Source organism: Parasphingorhabdus sp. (assembly GCF_965233695.1).
Classification (GTDB): Bacteria; Pseudomonadota; Alphaproteobacteria; order Sphingomonadales; family Sphingomonadaceae; genus Parasphingorhabdus.
On sequence record NZ_OZ247497.1, the window covers coordinates 2,882,638 to 2,899,242 of the forward strand.

General features: G+C 54.2%; 13 protein-coding genes. 10 read left to right on the plus strand and 3 right to left on the minus strand.

What is annotated here, in order from left to right:
• Positions 1–291 precede the first annotated feature (291 nt).
• From ACO6S1_RS13690 to ACO6S1_RS13710, 5 genes are all read left to right on the plus strand, one after another.
• Positions 292–1,539 carry an N-acetylmuramoyl-L-alanine amidase gene (locus tag ACO6S1_RS13690; RefSeq protein ID WP_422343191.1) on the plus strand — a complete coding sequence of 416 codons (1,248 nt, stop codon included), beginning with the start codon at positions 292–294 and terminating at the stop codon, positions 1,537–1,539.
• A 131-nt stretch (positions 1,540–1,670) separates the two neighbouring features.
• Positions 1,671–4,208, plus strand: a complete 2,538-nt coding sequence (locus tag ACO6S1_RS13695; protein ID WP_422343192.1) for a penicillin-binding protein 1A — start codon at positions 1,671–1,673, stop codon at positions 4,206–4,208.
• A gap of 168 nt (positions 4,209–4,376) precedes the next feature.
• On the plus strand, positions 4,377–5,162 hold the full coding sequence (locus ACO6S1_RS13700) for an outer membrane beta-barrel protein (RefSeq protein ID WP_422343193.1): 786 nt from the start codon (positions 4,377–4,379) through the stop codon (positions 5,160–5,162).
• A 125-nt stretch (positions 5,163–5,287) separates the two neighbouring features.
• On the plus strand, positions 5,288–7,093 hold the full coding sequence (lepA, locus tag ACO6S1_RS13705; protein WP_422343194.1) for a translation elongation factor 4: 1,806 nt from the start codon (positions 5,288–5,290) through the stop codon (positions 7,091–7,093).
• 96 nt (positions 7,094–7,189) lie between these two features.
• A complete protein-coding gene (locus ACO6S1_RS13710) occupies positions 7,190–7,381 on the plus strand; it encodes a hypothetical protein (protein WP_422343195.1) in 192 nt (63 codons plus the stop codon).
• A gap of 134 nt (positions 7,382–7,515) precedes the next feature.
• Here ACO6S1_RS13710 and ACO6S1_RS13715 read toward each other — a convergent pair whose 3' ends face one another.
• The 3 genes from ACO6S1_RS13715 to ACO6S1_RS13725 all read right to left on the minus strand — a co-directional run bounded on the left by ACO6S1_RS13715 (position 7,516) and on the right by ACO6S1_RS13725 (position 10,609).
• A complete protein-coding gene (locus tag ACO6S1_RS13715; RefSeq protein ID WP_422343196.1) occupies positions 7,516–7,695 on the minus strand; it encodes a hypothetical protein in 180 nt (59 codons plus the stop codon).
• A gap of 59 nt (positions 7,696–7,754) precedes the next feature.
• Complete coding sequence (locus tag ACO6S1_RS13720) at positions 7,755–8,531, minus strand: class I SAM-dependent methyltransferase (RefSeq protein ID WP_422343197.1); 777 nt, start codon at positions 8,529–8,531, stop codon at positions 7,755–7,757.
• A 101-nt stretch (positions 8,532–8,632) separates the two neighbouring features.
• Positions 8,633–10,609: a transglycosylase SLT domain-containing protein gene (locus ACO6S1_RS13725; protein ID WP_422343198.1), complete on the minus strand. Its 1,977-nt coding sequence runs from the start codon at positions 10,607–10,609 to the stop codon at positions 8,633–8,635.
• Positions 10,610–10,712: 103 nt separating this feature from the next.
• On the opposite strand from ACO6S1_RS13725, the gene dapA reads away from it, so the two are divergent.
• The 5 genes from dapA to recA all read left to right on the plus strand — a co-directional run bounded on the left by dapA (position 10,713) and on the right by recA (position 16,352).
• Positions 10,713–11,588: a 4-hydroxy-tetrahydrodipicolinate synthase gene (gene dapA / locus ACO6S1_RS13730; protein ID WP_422343199.1), complete on the plus strand. Its 876-nt coding sequence runs from the start codon at positions 10,713–10,715 to the stop codon at positions 11,586–11,588.
• Positions 11,588–12,070 (plus strand): SsrA-binding protein SmpB, encoded by a 483-nt coding sequence (gene smpB / locus ACO6S1_RS13735; RefSeq protein ID WP_422343200.1) that lies wholly within the window; start codon positions 11,588–11,590, stop codon positions 12,068–12,070. Before dapA ends, smpB begins: the two co-directional genes overlap by 1 nt.
• The gene (locus ACO6S1_RS13740; protein WP_422343201.1) at positions 12,063–12,671 is read left to right on the plus strand and encodes a DUF2062 domain-containing protein; all 609 of its coding nucleotides are present in this window, start codon (positions 12,063–12,065) and stop codon (positions 12,669–12,671) included. Before smpB ends, ACO6S1_RS13740 begins: the two co-directional genes overlap by 8 nt.
• Complete coding sequence (locus tag ACO6S1_RS13745) at positions 12,661–15,099, plus strand: response regulator (protein WP_422343202.1); 2,439 nt, start codon at positions 12,661–12,663, stop codon at positions 15,097–15,099. Before ACO6S1_RS13740 ends, ACO6S1_RS13745 begins: the two co-directional genes overlap by 11 nt.
• Before the next feature lie 152 nt (positions 15,100–15,251).
• The gene (gene recA, locus ACO6S1_RS13750) at positions 15,252–16,352 is read left to right on the plus strand and encodes a recombinase RecA (protein WP_422343203.1); all 1,101 of its coding nucleotides are present in this window, start codon (positions 15,252–15,254) and stop codon (positions 16,350–16,352) included.
• Positions 16,353–16,605 lie beyond the last annotated feature (253 nt).

The window sequence follows — 16,605 nt, forward strand, 5'->3', positions numbered from 1 at the left end:
CTCATGTCGCTTCAACCTGTAATGGCTGGAAAAAATTCCAGCTTTTTGTGCCACTCCAAATTTTTTTGTCACGGCACTTTGGGGGTGCTAGCACCGCAATAACAAATCGGCAACACAAACTATCACCGCAATGGACCGCGATGGATTTTGTCTTGCCAAATCCCGCATCATCTATCTTTGAACGGGGTAAATTTCCTGTTAACCATCTCAATTTACGGCAGATTACGTTTATATCCTTAAGGGAGTTTTTACCGCGTTCTGCGGTGAAAAACCAAGGGTAACAGAGCCGGTATGAATTTTGACTGGACCAATATGGCAAGCGCAATGCATAAGGTCTTTATGCCGCTCGTTGCCATTTTAGCCTCCTCCCTATTGACGTTAAACTCTGCAAATGCCGGTTCGGTTAGTCGTATCGATACCAGCGATAGCCAGATTACAGTGTCTTTTGATGGACTCGTCGAGGGTGCTTCGGCTTTTTCCCTGGTCGGTCCGGACCGGATCGCGGTGGATATCAAGGGCGGCAAAGCCGGCGCGCGCGGCGGCCGTGCGACAGGCATCATTAAATCCGTGCGGCAGGGTCAGTATGATCCCGACACGGCGCGGATTGTTTTCGATCTCGATCGTCCTGCATTCGTTACAGCGGGGAAATTTTCCGCCGACGGCAAAAGCCTGAAATTGCAGCTGCAGTTGGTTGGTCGTTCGGAGATCAGGAACGGGCGCAAATCCTTCCTGCCACCGCTCAATTTTCGCGCTGAACCACCCACAAAAAGATATAGCGTGAAGGTGCCGCTCGGCAAGCCTCAGGATGAAGTGTCCTTGCCCAAAATCTATGGCCCTGATGATGACAGCCGGCCCCTGGTTGTCATTGACGCCGGTCATGGCGGACATGATCCCGGCGCCATATCGCCGCATGGAAGCCAACAGGAAAAGAACATCACGCTCGCGATTTCACGCGCGCTGCGTGACCAATTGGTGGCGAGCGGACGGGTGCGCGTTGCCATGACCCGGGAAACCGACAAATATCTGGTGCTGGAGGAGCGTTACGGCATCGCCCGGCGTCTCGATGCGGACCTGTTCATTTCCATTCACGCCGATTCAGCGGGAAATCAGGCCGCTGCCGGGGCCACCGTTTATACATTATCCGAAGTGGCATCTGACCGGGAAGCGGCGAAACTGGCAGCCCGGGAAAACCGGGCCAACATTATCAACGGCGTTAATCTGGGCGGCGCCAATCGCGATGTTTCGTCTATTCTCATCGATCTGACCCAACGCGAAACAATGAATGTGTCTGCTGATTTTGCCAAGCTACTGGTCCGCGAAGGGCAGCGGATGATCAAATTCCGGACCAACCCCCACCGTTTTGCATCATTGGTGGTGCTGAAAGCCCCGGATACGCCGTCAGTTCTGTTTGAGAGCGGATATCTGACCAATAAGGAAGATGTTGAGCTACTCAGCTCGCGCACGGGCCAATCCAAAGTGGCGATCGGCATCGCTAATGCTATCGAGGCACATTTCGCCCGGAAATTAGCTCAGCGCTAGCAGTGTAGCTTTGGGTATTACTGCTGTGCCATGTGTATCGCCGCCGGTGCTGTTAACTTTGGTTGAAGCGATAAAATTTTTCGTCGTTATTAGCTGGAAAATGGCTCTGATGGTGCTAGATAGCGCAGTATATGGTCGAAAACACACCTGATAATACCGGCAGCGAAGCCGCTGAAAGCCTCGCCTACAAGCTGGAGCGCAATACCGGGGGCTTTTTAAGCTGGATGGAAAAGCTTTGGCAAAAGCGGCTGTTTCGCCTGCTTTTGGCTTTCGTTGCCCTATGCTTGTTGGGCTGGTTGTTGATCTGGGTCATTTTTGCGCGCGACCTGCCCGATGCCAAGATGCTGCAGCAATATGAACCACCGCTGCCCACCATGGTGCGCGCCTATGATGGCGAACCCGTCCACAGCTATGCGCGCGAACGCCGCGTACAGCTGGAATATGCAGAATTTCCAGCATTGCTCGTGCGCGCCTATCTGGCCGCTGAAGACAGAACGTTTTTTGAACATGGCGGATTAGACTATCCCGGTATCGCGACTGCGATTGTAACCAATATCTCTAACAGTGGCCGCCCTGTGGGTGCTTCAACAATCACGCAGCAAGTTGCGAAAAACCTGCTGCTGACCAATGAAGTTTCCTACCGCCGGAAAGTCCGCGAAGCTTTACTGGCGTATCGCATCGAGGAGGTCCTGACCAAACAGGAAATTCTGGAACTCTATCTCAACCAGATATTCCTCGGCCGGAATGCTTATGGTGTGCAGGCTGCGGCGCAAGCCTATTTCGGCAAGGATGTCGATGAACTGGCACTCCATGAAATGGCCTATCTCGCGATCCTGCCAAAAGGGCCATCCAATTACCGTCCCGAGAATAATGAACAGCGGGCAATCAACCGTCGTGACTGGGCCTTGGGCCGGATGTTGGCCAATGACTGGATTACCCAGGCGCAACATGATCGCGCCGTTGCCCAGCCACTCGGCGCGATCCGCTCTCGCGGCGCGCGATTCGAGCGGGTTGGTGGCTATTTTATCGAAGAAGTGCGCCGCCAGCTGATTGAGCAATTTGGCGAAAATGAAGAATCAGGGCCTTACAGCGTATATTCCGGCGGTTTATGGGTGCGAACATCGCTCAATCCACAATTGCAGGAATATACCAAGGATGCTCTGCGGGCCGGTCTGCTGCGCTATAGCCGCGGCAAAGGCTGGAGCGGACCGATCAACAAGATCGAAATGGATGATAAATGGTCCCAGCGCCTTGCCTCGACATTCATTAATACCGACTATGCCGACTGGCGTATTGCCGTGGCCTTGAATCGACAGGGCAATGGCGCTGAAATCGGGTTTTCTGACGGTACAACCGGGCGCATAAGCAATGCGCCAGGCAAGCTCGCCGCTGGTGATATTATTGCAGTCAGTCCTGCGGGAGGCAGCAACTATATATTGCAAAACGTGCCCAAGGTTTCCGGTGGTATGGTTGTCCAAAACCCTCGCAATGGTCGTATCTGGGCAATGCAGGGCGGGTTTGATGATCGCATGAGTTCGTTCAACCGCGCCACCCAGGCTGAGCGACAACCGGGTTCGACGATCAAGCCGTTTGTTTATGCAACAGCGCTGGATCAAGGCATGACGCCGGCGACGATCATCGTCGACAGCCCGTTTTGTGTTTATCAATCCGCTGCGCTGGGGCGTAAGTGCTTCCGCAATTTTGGTGGCGCACGCAGTGCAGGGGCACAAACCCTGCGCTGGGGCGTTGAGCAATCACGGAACCTAATGACCGTCCGGGCGGCTAATGATGCCGGGATGGAAAATGTGGTCAAAACCATCAAAACAATGGGCATCGGCGACTATCAACCCTATCTGGCGTTCGCACTGGGTGCGGGGGATACCACGGTGGCAAAGCTGACCAACGCCTATTCCATGCTGGTCAATCATGGCCGCGAGCTGCAACCGACAGTGATTGACTTTGTTCAGGATCGCCAAGGCAAGGTGATTTTCCGCGCCGACAAACGGATTTGTGAAGACTGTAATTTGGATGACTGGGACGGAGAAGCGATGCCGCGCCCAAGACCGGCCGGTAAACAGTTGATGGACCCGATGACGGCCTATCAGATGGTGAATATCTTGGAAGGCGTCATTACCCGCGGCACTGCGCAAAATCTGAAAAGCCTCGATCGGCCCTTATTCGGCAAAACCGGAACGGCAAGCGGGCCAACCAATGTATGGTTTGTCGGTGGATCACCGGACATGGTGGCCGGAGTCTATATGGGCTTCGATCAGCCAGCCAATATGGGGGGCTATGCTCAGGGCGGCACACTTGCCGCACCGATATTCAAGCAATTTGCTGAAAAAGCGATGGCAGGTATGCCCAAGACGCCCTTTGTCGCGCCGCGGGGTATTCGTATGGTTCGTGTCGATCGCAAAAGCGGTAAGCGGGTTTTTGGCGGATGGCCGTCCGATGATCCAAGGTCAGCCGTGATTTGGGATGTTTTCAAGCCGGAAACAGAGCCGAGACGATCCATTCGCAAGGAAGAATTGCTGGCGCGTCTGGAAGCGAAAAAAGCCCAGATCAGGGCGGCAAAAATCGCCGCCCGTAACCGTGATGCCGATGGCAGAGGCAATAGGCCGGCACAGAATGACAATGATTTCCTTCAGGATGAAGGCGGCATTTACTAGGCTTTATTGCAAGGCGCGGGAACCGGTTGCAGGGCGACGAGGCGTTATTAATTCGCGGCCTTTTCAGGTTTTTACGTCGTTTGTTACAATTTTTCGCATTGAAAATTGCAAGCCTGTCACCACTTACACTGACGCGGGGCAGCACCGAACAGGGGTTTGGAGTTGACTATGCGTAGTTCATTAAGACTATTTGCAATCCTGACAGCGGGAACATCTTTAGCTTTTTCGGGTATTGCCCATGCCGGAGAGCCCTATGTGGGCGCTTCAGCAGGCCTGAATTTGCCGAGCGATTCAAAGAATCGTGGCGAGTTTGAGGGCGATGTGGCTGCCACAGCCGACTTTGATGCGATTGCATCGGGCACCGATCTCGATTGGACGACCGAGCTGAACAACGGTCTGGACCTCAACCTGTTCGCAGGATACCGCTTTGACAATGGTATTCGTTTGGAATTGCAGGGCTTTTACAATGAGGCCAGCGTCGATCTTCACCGTGATCTTGCCGTTGGCGGCACAGTCATTGACGGGGTTGATTCCGCCGTTCTGACGCGCGGCGCTGCTGATCCGGCCAATCCGACGGTTGGCGCGGTATTGAGCACAGATGATGGTCAGATCAAGAATTATGGCCTGTTTGCCAACGCGCTGTATGATTTCCAGATCAGTGAAACCTTTGTACCCTATGTCGGAGCAGGTGTCGGTTTCACGCGGCAAGACGTCGAATATCAGCCCTCTGGTGTGGATGTAGTGGACGATGCGAAAACGCGCTTTGCCTATCAGGCTATGGCGGGTGTAACGTATAAACTCAGTCCGTCCTTTGAGCTGTTTGGCCAATATACCTACCGCAACATGGATCGTGGCGATTATGATGTGAACCTGTTGCCGGCCACATTGGGCGTAAAAAGCGAACAGTCGTTGTTCAATGTCGGCTTTCGCATCCCCCTTGGCGGCGGTGGCTAGAATCCGGCTGCTTTGACCCCCATTATCCAAGAAAATGCGCGCTGCCTGGACAAGTAAGATCAGGTGGTGCGCATTTTACGCGTTTCCCTGCTGACAGGTGCTGAAACCCCTGCTATCGGCGCGCTATGACCGAACGTTCCCATATCCGTAATTTTTCCATTATCGCGCACATTGATCACGGCAAATCCACGCTGGCGGATCGGCTGATCCAGCATACCGGTGGTCTAACCGAGCGAGAGATGAGTGAGCAAGTGCTCGATAATATGGATATCGAGCGTGAACGCGGCATCACGATCAAGGCGCAGACTGTGCGTCTCAGCTATACAGCAAAAAATGGCGAAGCCTATGAATTGAACCTGATGGACACGCCGGGCCATGTCGATTTTGCCTATGAAGTATCCCGTAGCCTTGCCGCATGCGAAGGCGCATTGCTGGTCGTCGATGCGGCGCAAGGGGTCGAGGCGCAGACGCTCGCCAACGTCTATCAGTCGATTGAACATGATCATGAAATTATCCCGGTCCTGAACAAGGTCGATTTGCCCGCCGCCGAGCCTGAGCGCGTGCGCAACGAAATTGAGGAAATTATCGGTCTGGATGCATCGGAAGCGGTTCTTGCTTCAGCAAAATCCGGTATAGGGATCGAAGAAATTCTAGAGCAGATTGTCGAGAAGATACCGGCGCCCGGCGGTGACCGCAATGCGCCGCTCAAGGCCATGCTGGTGGACAGTTGGTATGACCCCTATCTTGGTGTTGTCATTCTCGTCCGTGTCATCGATGGCGTTTTGACCAAAGGGCTGCGAATCAAATTCATGGCCCAAGGAACCGAACATCTGGTTGATCGCGTAGGCTGTATGCGCCCGAAAATCGAGCAGCTGCCCGAGCTGGCCGCGGGCGAGATTGGGTTCATCACCGCGCAGATCAAGGAAGTGTCACAGACAGCGGTTGGTGATACCATTACAACCGTTAAAGGCGGCGCAGCAGAGGCGTTGCCAGGCTTCAAGGAAGTGCAGTCGGTTGTCTTTTGCGGTCTCTTCCCGGTTGATGCTGCGGATTTTGAAAAGCTGCGTGAAAGCATCAGCAAACTGCGGCTTAATGATGCCAGTTTTACCTTCGAGATGGAAACCAGCGCTGCGCTGGGACAAGGCTTCCGATGCGGTTTCCTTGGCCTGTTACACCTTGAGATTATTCAGGAACGACTGACCCGCGAATATGATCTCGACCTGATTACCACAGCGCCATCTGTGGTTTATCGCATGGTGATGAACGACGGATCGGAGCAATTTTTGCACAATCCCGCCGACATGCCTGATGTCGTCAAGATTGCCGATATCGAAGAGCCCTGGATTGAAGCGACGATCTATTGCCCCGATGAATATCTCGGCGGTATTCTAAAACTCTGCCAGGACCGGCGCGGAGTGCAGAAAAACCTGACCTATGTCGGTGATCGTGCGCAGGTCGTTTATGAGTTGCCGCTCAACGAGGTGGTCTTTGATTTCTATGACCGGTTGAAGAGTATCTCGCGCGGCTATGCGAGTTTCGACTATCATCAGGTCGGCCTGCGATCGGGTGATCTGGTGAAGATGAACATTCTCGTCAATGGTGATCCCGTTGATGCCTTGAGTATGATTGTCCACCGCGATGCTGCGGAATCGCGTGGCCGCCATATGTGCGAGCGTTTGAAAGATCTGATTCCGCGCCATCTTTTCAAAATTCCGGTGCAGGCAGCGATTGGCGGCAAGGTTATTGCGCGCGAGACGATTGCGGCGATGCGCAAGGATGTGACGGCAAAATGCTATGGCGGCGATATCAGCCGCAAGAAAAAGCTACTCGACAAACAGAAGAAGGGTAAGGCCAAGATGCGGGAATATGGCAATGTCAGTATTCCGCAGGAAGCCTTTATCGCAGCGCTCAAAATGGGTGATGAAAAATGAAACTGATTGTAAAAAGAGTCTTAATAGCTTTGCCCAAGCTTCTGATTTGACTTATTAAGTTGGACAAAGGGTCGCGCCTCCATTCTGGAGTATGGAATGTTGAAGCTGTTTGAGACGAGGGACCGGCAGTTAAAGGACGCGCTGGAACTGCGACGATTAGAGACGAAATATGGCGATGAACTGGTTGCGGTTTTGCGCGATCGGGCGGCTGATCGTTCGATGCGCATCAGGGATCGGCGCCACTGGCAGCGTATTTTGCGCAAGGCGCGAAACTTGGGGCCGCGATAGTCCTTTACGATCCTGATTGCGGGGATCTCGACTTATCTCAAAACTGTTCTCAAATAGCATGATATATTGTATCAAGAGTCAGCAGGGTTCTCGTCAACAGCCAGATTGTGGCCAGAGAACTATTCATGTGGACCTTATTTGAATCGCGCCATCAACGCGACAAAGATACAACCGAACTTCGCAGACTCTTTAGAAAATATGGTGACGAAACCGTCGATATCCTGAAGCGACGGGCCTATCAAAGTCGAGGCTCTGTGCGTGATCATCGCCATTGGCGCAGACTGTACCGAAAAGCCAGGCGCGGTGCTCGCCATTACGGCGTTGCTCCGGTTCAGCCGGCGGAATAGCGTCGATGGGGCCGCTTAGGTCTTGGCTACTCGATTAGCGCGCAAGGTTTGATCTTGCCGGGCAACAGCGCTTTGCCAACGGGACGAAAGCGGGCAAAATAGCCACCGAGTTCCGGGCGCTCCATATAGCCGATCAATTGATAGCCAACCGCCTCAAACTCGCAAAACAGCTGTTTGGGTGGAATGCCGTGTTGCACAAAGGGGCGGTCGACATCGACCACGATGACCTCGCCACCATCATAGGTGCCGCCATCCTCATCTTGCCGGATTGAGGGACGCAAGCGAGAGAGAAACGCATAAGGTTCCCGCACTTCATGGTACATGTGGACAAGAAAGATGCGATCGAAACTGTCTTCAGGCAGGCGTGGATCATCGGGCGCCCCCAACTTGATGGAAACGTTGTTCAACTCTTCACGGGCAACCCGGTCGGCAAGCCGCTTGATTACATCTTCGTCAATATCCTGCGCCAATACGCGACCCTCTGCACCAACCCTCTCGGCCAGCCGCACGGTATAATAGCCTTCACCCGCGCCAATATCTGCAACCGTCATGCCCGGCTTCAGCCCCGCCGCCTTCATGATCTCCTCCGCTTCCCCGCGCTTGTCACGTGCGGTTTCGGTCGACCACTGGTTACCGGCAAGATCGGACACCGGCCGTGAAGCGGGCGGATAGGCGAGCGCCGTCTCCGGCCGGTTGGCATCTTCATCAGGGATGCGCTTGCATCCTGCCAAAGGTGCCGTGACAACCATTGCGGCGAGTGCCATCAACGGAAAAACAATATGGTGCGGCTTCATGATAGTCATGAAGGGACAATTAGGCGTTGGCGGCGATCAGGGCAATGGCTTTCAGATCAATGCATTATTCTGATCTTGCGCGCACCACTATTGCTGATGCGCGCTGCGTATTATCCCTTGTAATTTTTCCCGATAAAGCGCGTTAGCGGCGTATCGCTTTTGATTGTCGGTCCGCGGGGGTTCATTGTGTCGTAGACGACGGCGTTTTCCAGCACGCGTTTGACATAGTTGCGGGTTTCGGAAATCGGAATATCTTCAATCCATTTCAGCCAGTCGATGCCGCCCTGACGCGGGTCGCCGTTGTTCCGTAGCCATTTGTTCACATTACCCGGGCCAGCATTATAGGCTGCCGCTGCCAATGGATAGCTACCACCATAATATCTCAGCATCCGTTCAAAATAGCTGCTGCCGAGGCGTATATTATATTGAGGATCGCCGGTCAGTCCGGAAAGATTATAGGACAGTCCGATTTTGCCGGATTGTTCCCGCGCCGTGCCGGGCATGAGCTGCATCAGGCCGCGTGCACCCGCATGACTGATCGCACCTTGGGCAAACTGGCTTTCCTGCCGGGTTACCGCGTGGATCATCGTCCAGTTGCCCTCATAGCCAGACGGAACCGGCATCGTCGGAAAAGAAGTTTCATCAATCGGACCAATACCGGCACCAAGCGCGCTGATTCCCTTGATTACGCCAAGATCGCGTGCACCAATGCGCTTCGACAGGTCGCTGAGCAACATATAGTCTTTCGGGCTTTGGGCATTATAGGCCAGCGCGCGATGGAAACGAATTTGTTCTTTCCACGGGCCTGTTCGTGTCGATGCCTTGACGGCAATCACCAGAGGATCCTGATCATAGCCGCGGCGTTCTTGGTCGGTGATTTCAATCGCCGGTTTCCGGTCAAACTTGGGTAGCGGGCGTCCCAGGCGTTCCAGCGCCAATTGGCCATAGAAATGATCCGGAAAGGCGGCTGCCTTTTCAAAATAAGCGTTTGCTTCTGTGGTTTGACGAGCCTCTGCAGCCGCCCGGCCAGCCCAATAATAGCCCTTTGAGCGGATATTGGGGCTGTTATAGGAGCGCGCATAACGATCAAACATGCCGACCGCTTTGGCCGGATTGCGTTGACCCCACAGGGCGGCATTGCCAGCCAGCCAGGTCAGATCGGAATATTTGTCGCGGATCCGGCTGCTCTGCGCAGCGATATCGGTCGGGGTCTCATAAGCGTCATCAACTTTGGACGCGATATCATAAGCGATCGTCCATTGTCGGTCATTGGCAGCAGCATTCGCGTTGATCAAATTGGCCTCATACCAAGTCGCGATCTGCGAATCGCTGGTCGGACGAATACGCAAGACAGGGCGGTTCGCCATCAGCTGGCGGGCATTGTAACTCTGCCCCTTGTTCCGCAGATAACGGGCGCGGTCAGCAATATAGCCAGCATCATATTGCGCCAGGCTATTAACCGCATCAGCCTTTGCATTGGCATCCGGTGCTTCGGTAAGCTGCGCCAGCCGCGCTTCAAAAACTGCGCGGCGCTTAGAGGATGCAAAGCCGAGCTGACGGGCCGCCGGTCGTGTTGCCCGCGCCCAGAGCAACGCATCCATTCGCGCATCATGATCGTCTACAGTCAGGGCAGAGCTAAACCGGCTAAGCAAGGCTGCCTCGATTTCGTCTGATAAAGTGCCGCCACGCCAGGCCTGTTTCGCCATTGCATCGGCTTTCAGGGTCTGGCCCCTTGATTGCAGGGCGACGGCATATTTGGCCGCGCCTGCATTGGTCAGTGGCGGGAGCTGGTCAAAAAAGGCGATAACCCGACCAGCGGAAAAATTGTTGATGTCAATCGCCTGTTCGGCATTGCGCCGCATGCGCGTGTCTTCGGGCCATCCGGGATAAGTAACCAGAAAACCAGCATAATCTTCGAACGAATAATTGTCCGACTGGGTCAAAACCCGCCAGCGTTGCAGGCCGAGTACGGCGTTTCCACGGGTCGGATCGGAGAGGGTTGCACTGCTGCTCTGTTCTGCCGCGATGCATGTTACCGGCGTTAAAAGCAGGCTTGCGAGAATAATTCTTGATACCATACTGGACATTTTGGGGGTAGGCTCCTTATCAGGCGCTGAACGAAGAACTATATCATTGTTAAGCTTGAGTAAGCCTTGGCAATTTCTTAGCCAAATTTAAAGGAGTATTTCCATGTTTTCCGGCTCAATTCCGGCCCTGGTGACTCCCTTTCGCGACGGATCGTTTGCGGAAGGGGAATTTCGGGCTTTGGTAGACTGGCAGATTGAACAGGGCAGCAGCGGTCTGGTGCCCTGCGGAACCACGGGAGAGTCGTCGACTCTATCCAATGCCGAACATCATCGCGTCATCGAAGTCTGCATCGAACAGGCCGCCGGACGCGTGCCTGTGATTGCCGGCTGCGGTTCCAATGATACTACGAACGCTTTGCTCCATTTGAATTTTTCCAAAAAATGCGGTGCAGCGGCCGGATTGGTTGTCGCACCTTATTATAACCGGCCCAATCAGGAAGGCATTTATGCGCATTTTGAGACGCTGACGACGAAAAATGACTTGCCGCTCGTGCTATATAATGTGCCTGCGCGGACGGTGACCGATATATTGCCTGAGACGGTGGCTGCTCTGGCAAAATTGCCGAGAATCATCGCCATCAAGGATGCCAGCGGTGAAATTGACCGGGTTACCGATCACCGGCTTGCCTGCGATGATGATTTCTGCCTCTTGTCGGGTGTCGATGAACTGTCTCTCGCCTTTAACGCATCGGGTGGCGCCGGATGTATCTCGGTAACCGCCAATGTCGCGCCGAAGCTATGTGCCGAATTTCAGGCAGCGTGCGCAGCCGGCGACTATGAAAAGGCGCGCGAATTGAACGACAAGCTTTATCCGCTTCATAAGGCGATGTTCTCCGACGCGTCGCCGGGCCCGGTGAAATATGCTTTGTCGCGGGTCGTCGAAGGATTTCCAACCGATTTGCGTCTGCCGATGACACCGCCTTCGGATGCCGCTCGCAAAGCGGTGGATGCAGCGCTGGAGGGAGCAGGCTTGATCTGATGGCTAAACCCCGTCCCCTCGAATTCGACAAGCAAAAGGTCGTCGCCGAGAACCGGCGGGCGCGCTATGACTATCATCTTGATGAGAAGTTTGAAGCGGGCATCATGCTGACCGGGACCGAAGTTAAATCGCTGCGTTTCGGTTCGGGAACGATCGCTGAAAGCTATGCCGAGGTAAAGGATGACGAGGTCTGGCTGATCAACGCCAATATCCCCGAATGGAGCCACGGCAACCGTCATAATCACGAACCCAAACGCCCCCGCAAATTGCTGCTCAATCGCAGACAGATAAACAAATTCTATGGCGCTGTTATGCGCAAGGGCATGACCATAGTGCCACTGTCGATCTATTTTAACAGCAAGGGCAGGGCGAAGATTGAACTGGCTTTGGCCAAGGGTAAAAAGGCCCCGGACAAGCGCGCGACCGAAAAGGATCGTGACTGGAAGCGTCAGCAGGGACGATTGTTGCGCGAACATGGCTGATCCCAATACACCAAATAAGGACTGGGCAGCCCGGACGATCATGCGGTTTTATCGCTGGTTCGAAGAAAAAATGCCGACGCGCGCCGGGATGGCCAATAACCGCTATCTCAAACCGATTGCGCACCGTTTTCTGCGTTCGGATCTTTGGCGATTCACCCGGCGGTCGGTACCACGCGGTGTTGCGCTGGGCCTGATCACCGGCTTTATCGTCCCATTGGGTGGCCAGACATTTGTCGCGCTGTTCCTGGCTTTGCCGATCCGCGCGAACGTCCCGATCGCGGCCGTCACGACATTCATAACCAATCCGTTCACCTATCCGTTCTGGTTGGCGGTGGCGAACCAGCTGGGCCGATTTGTCTTGCGAATGGATGGCATTGCCAGCGGTGGTTCTGGTAATGGGCAGATAAATGGCCTGGGTGAATGGGTGGCATGGGCTGTTCGGGAAGTCGGAGTGACTTTTTTTGGCTTTGTGTTACTTGGATTGATATTCGGCGGGATCGGCTATGTTGTTAGTACTTTTGGCTGGCGCTGGTGGACTGCCCGAAAGTGGAAAAGACGGATTGAGAAACTCGGCCTAGACAGAAATATTGATGGCAAGTGAAGCGCGAGACAATATTGGTTTATTGAACCAGAGTACGCAACAGACGAACAATGATTTTCGCCTGCGTGCGATTATCCTGTTTGTCGCGGTAGCCGCGTCTTTGGGGCTGCTTTATTGGCAGGTGCAGAATGTCACGCTGATTGTCGCTTTTCTGGCGCTTGCTGCCACGACCGCCGCGATTGTCTATTTCCTGCGGCCGCAAAGCGGCGTTCTGGATGAAGAATCAGCGGCCATCGCGGATTGGGCGGTCACCCGGCTGGTAGCCGACCAATCGGAAATGGGGCTGGCTATTACTGACCGCGCAGGGCGTCTTGTCTGCACCAACGAATTATACACCAAATGGTTCAATGGTCCGGCGGTTCCGCCGCAATTGCCTTTGCAGGATGGCGGAAATGAATTGCTTTCAACCGCGGGGCGCAATGCCTGGCGCGATGGCCGCGGCTATGCCGAGGGTTTGAAGCGCGGTGTCGCTCTATATAATGCAAAGGTCATTCGGGCAGGGCAAGGCGATGAGTATCTGCTTTGGCAATTCAAACCAGAGCTGCGCAGCGATATATTGGAAGACACGATCCGTATGGTCGGGGGTGCCACCGGCCGCGCGCTCTCCGAAGCCGGAGTGCTGGCTGCGGTTATCGGCAGCGAGGGACGGATCAGGGGATCCAACCAGGGTTTTGCGTTGAGAGCGACTGGCCGCGAAGATGCCAACATATCTGGCCGTAATTTCATCAATTTCATGCGTTCTGACGATAAGGGTACGATCTTTTTCGAACGCGATGGGCGTCATGGAACGCCGGTACGGCTGTTTCATGTCCCGCTCGATCGTGATCAAACAAAAGGGCCGGCACTGATCCTGCTGATCGATGATGATGGCGGCATGGTGGAACGTGGCAAAGCCCTCGAGCAGGTGGAATCAATGCTTTCGTTGCTGCCGCTTGGCCTGGCGCTTACGGATCGTGACGGTCGTTTTCTTTTTTTCAACAATGCGTTTGGCAGGGTGGCTGGCGTACAAGAGGGCGAAATGCCGCTTTATCCCGGCGATCTGATGATCCGCGACGACAAATCTGCCGTTGCCGATGCCGTGCGTCGCTATGCCAGCGGCCCATCCATGTCCGGAGATATGGCCGTGCGCCTGCGTGCCGGAGGGGACGAACCTGTTGCGTTAGGTATTGCCGGGATTCGCGGGCTGGGCGATGCCGCGGTGCTATTGTCGATCAAGGACAATAGCGAGGAGACAAAGCTGAAAAGCCAGGTGGCGCAGGCAACCAAGATGCAGGCGGTGGGACAACTTGCCGGTGGTGTTGCGCATGATTTCAACAATATTCTGACCGCGATTATCGGCCATTGCGACCTGATGCTGCTGCGGCACGCCCCGGGTGATAGCGACTATGATGATATCCAGCAGGTCAAAAATAACAGCAACCGAGCTGCGGGGCTAACCCGGCAACTGCTCGCCTTCTCGCGCCAGCAGACGTTGCGGCCTCAGATTTTGCAGCTGCCCGATGTGGTTGCGGATGTGTCCAATTTGCTCAAGCGCTTGCTTGATGACAGTATCGAGCTGGAAGTGAAACATGGCCGCAATCTGGGGCTGGTCCGCGCCGATCCAGGGCAATTGGAGCAGGTGATCATCAATCTTGGCGTCAATGCGCGTGATGCGATTAAGTCCGGTGGCACCAGCGGCGGCAAGATTTCCATTACCACGAAAGCGGTCGCAGCTTCCGATGTGCGGGCTCTGAAGAGTGATATCCTGCCGGTTGGCGACTATACCGGATTGTTTGTCACCGACAGTGGCAAGGGCATCCCGCCTGAATTAATCGGCAAGATCTTCGAACCCTTCTTCACGACCAAGGAGGTGGGCAAGGGCACGGGCCTAGGCCTCTCCACGGTATATGGTATCGTCAAGCAATCCGGTGGCTATATCTTTGCCGATTCCAAGCCAGGAGAGGGTGCGACCTTCTCAATCTATTTTCCGGTTCATCAAATGTCGGATCAGGAGAGTGCGCAGGCATCCGAGCCGCTCAAGGCCATCGCCAAGAAAGAGCTTTGGGGCAGCGGCCATATCTTGCTGGTCGAAGATGAAGATATGGTCCGTGCCGTTGCCGAGCGGGCGCTGTCCCGGCAAGGCTATACGGTGGTTACAGCCAGCGATGGCGAAGAAGGGCTGCAGCATCTCGACGCACTGGCCGAAAGCGAGGAAATTTTCGACATGATCGTGTCGGATGTCGTTATGCCCAATATGGATGGCCCCGCCATGGCGAAGCAGGTGCGGGAGCAATATCCCGATATGCCGATCCTCTTCATGTCCGGCTATGCCGAGGAGCAATTGCGCAAATCCATCGATCTCGACAATGTGGCATTCCTGCCCAAGCCATTTTCCGTCGCGCAAATTGCCGAGGCGGTTGGAGAAATTTTGGCCGAACATGCTAAATAGCAAGTGATATCGCTCCTATGACATTGTAATATATACATTTTATGTAATCTGAAAAAAATTCTGTTCCACTCTTGTTCTAGTAGAACAAATGCGGTACATCATATCCATCATTGATTGATAGTGTACAAGCATTTAGCGAAGGGGACAGGCAAATGGCCGGCAATTTAAAAGTCGTAGAATCGGATAATCAATTGAACTCATCAGACAGACAAAAGGCGCTCGACGCCGCGTTGGCGCAAATTGATCGCGCCTTCGGTAAAGGCTCGGCCATGAAGCTGGGCTCGCGCAAGGCGATGGAAGTAGAATCGATCTCTACCGGTTCTTTGGGACTGGATATCGCACTTGGCATCGGGGGATTGCCAAAAGGTCGTGTCGTCGAAATTTATGGTCCGGAAAGCTCGGGTAAAACCACTTTGGCACTGCATGTCATCGCTGAGGCTCAAAAAGCCGGTGGTACGGCAGCATTTGTCGATGCCGAGCACGCGCTTGATCCGGTCTATGCCAATGCGTTGGGCGTAGATATTGACGAACTCATTATATCCCAGCCCGATACCGGCGAGCAAGCGCTCGAGATTACCGATACGTTGGTGCGCTCCAACGCCATTGATGTTCTGGTGGTTGATTCGGTTGCAGCTTTGGTTCCGCGCGCTGAAATTGAGGGCGAGATGGGCGATACCCATGTGGGACTTCAGGCCCGTTTGATGAGCCAGGCGCTCCGCAAGCTGACCGGCTCCATCAGTCGTTCCAAATGTATGGTGATCTTCATCAATCAGGTGCGGATGAAAATTGGCGTGATGTACGGCAATCCTGAAACCACATCAGGCGGCAATGCGCTGAAATTCTATGCATCGGTCCGTCTCGACATTCGTCGTACCGGTCAGATCAAGGAACGGGACGATATTGTCGGTAACTCGACTCGTGTGAAAGTGGTCAAAAACAAGGTCGCTCCGCCGTTCAAGCAGGTCGAATTTGACATCATGTACGGGCAGGGCATTTCCAAAGTCGGCGAGATTATCGATCTTGGCGTCAAGGCAGGCGTGGTCGAAAAATCCGGTGCTTGGTTCTCCTATGATTCTGTCCGCATTGGTCAGGGGCGCGAAAATTCAAAACGCTACTTGCTCGAAAATCCGGAAATGATGGCGAAGCTGGAAAAACAAATTCGTGGCAACGAAGAAGAAATTGCCGAGGAAATGATGACCGGCCCAGTGGGTACCAGCAGCGATACCGACGTCAGTGATGGAGAAGAGGCATAATTTTCAGGATGCGCTCGTCCTGAGCCTGTCGAAGGATGAGCGCGTCGGAAAGCCATTACAGTCTAGTTTCAACTTTGCCGGTCCGTTTCCCCCGAGGCGGATTTAGGCATCCGGGCCGTCCTTCTGTCCCCCGACATTGAGGACGGCCCTTTTATTTGCTATTCCGCGATTTCCTGTCAAAAGTTGATGCAACCAGTTGCGCCTATTTCTCCGATCTTGTGTGTGTGATTTGTGTGAACTTTGGACTTGTTTA

Coding starts and splice junctions, on each gene's coding strand:
- ACO6S1_RS13740 (WP_422343201.1), top strand. CDS start 12,063: ATGGCTGATCCCAATACACCAAATAAGGACTGGGCAGCCCGGACGATC.
- ACO6S1_RS13745 (WP_422343202.1), top strand. CDS start 12,661: ATGGCAAGTGAAGCGCGAGACAATATTGGTTTATTGAACCAGAGTACG.
- lepA (WP_422343194.1), top strand. CDS start 5,288: ATGACCGAACGTTCCCATATCCGTAATTTTTCCATTATCGCGCACATT.
- ACO6S1_RS13690 (WP_422343191.1), top strand. CDS start 292: ATGAATTTTGACTGGACCAATATGGCAAGCGCAATGCATAAGGTCTTT.
- ACO6S1_RS13720 (WP_422343197.1), bottom strand. CDS start 8,531: ATGACTATCATGAAGCCGCACCATATTGTTTTTCCGTTGATGGCACTC.
- dapA (WP_422343199.1), top strand. CDS start 10,713: ATGTTTTCCGGCTCAATTCCGGCCCTGGTGACTCCCTTTCGCGACGGA.
- recA (WP_422343203.1), top strand. CDS start 15,252: ATGGCCGGCAATTTAAAAGTCGTAGAATCGGATAATCAATTGAACTCA.
- smpB (WP_422343200.1), top strand. CDS start 11,588: ATGGCTAAACCCCGTCCCCTCGAATTCGACAAGCAAAAGGTCGTCGCC.
- ACO6S1_RS13695 (WP_422343192.1), top strand. CDS start 1,671: ATGGTCGAAAACACACCTGATAATACCGGCAGCGAAGCCGCTGAAAGC.
- ACO6S1_RS13700 (WP_422343193.1), top strand. CDS start 4,377: ATGCGTAGTTCATTAAGACTATTTGCAATCCTGACAGCGGGAACATCT.
- ACO6S1_RS13710 (WP_422343195.1), top strand. CDS start 7,190: ATGTTGAAGCTGTTTGAGACGAGGGACCGGCAGTTAAAGGACGCGCTG.
- ACO6S1_RS13715 (WP_422343196.1), bottom strand. CDS start 7,695: ATGGCGAGCACCGCGCCTGGCTTTTCGGTACAGTCTGCGCCAATGGCG.
- ACO6S1_RS13725 (WP_422343198.1), bottom strand. CDS start 10,609: ATGTCCAGTATGGTATCAAGAATTATTCTCGCAAGCCTGCTTTTAACG.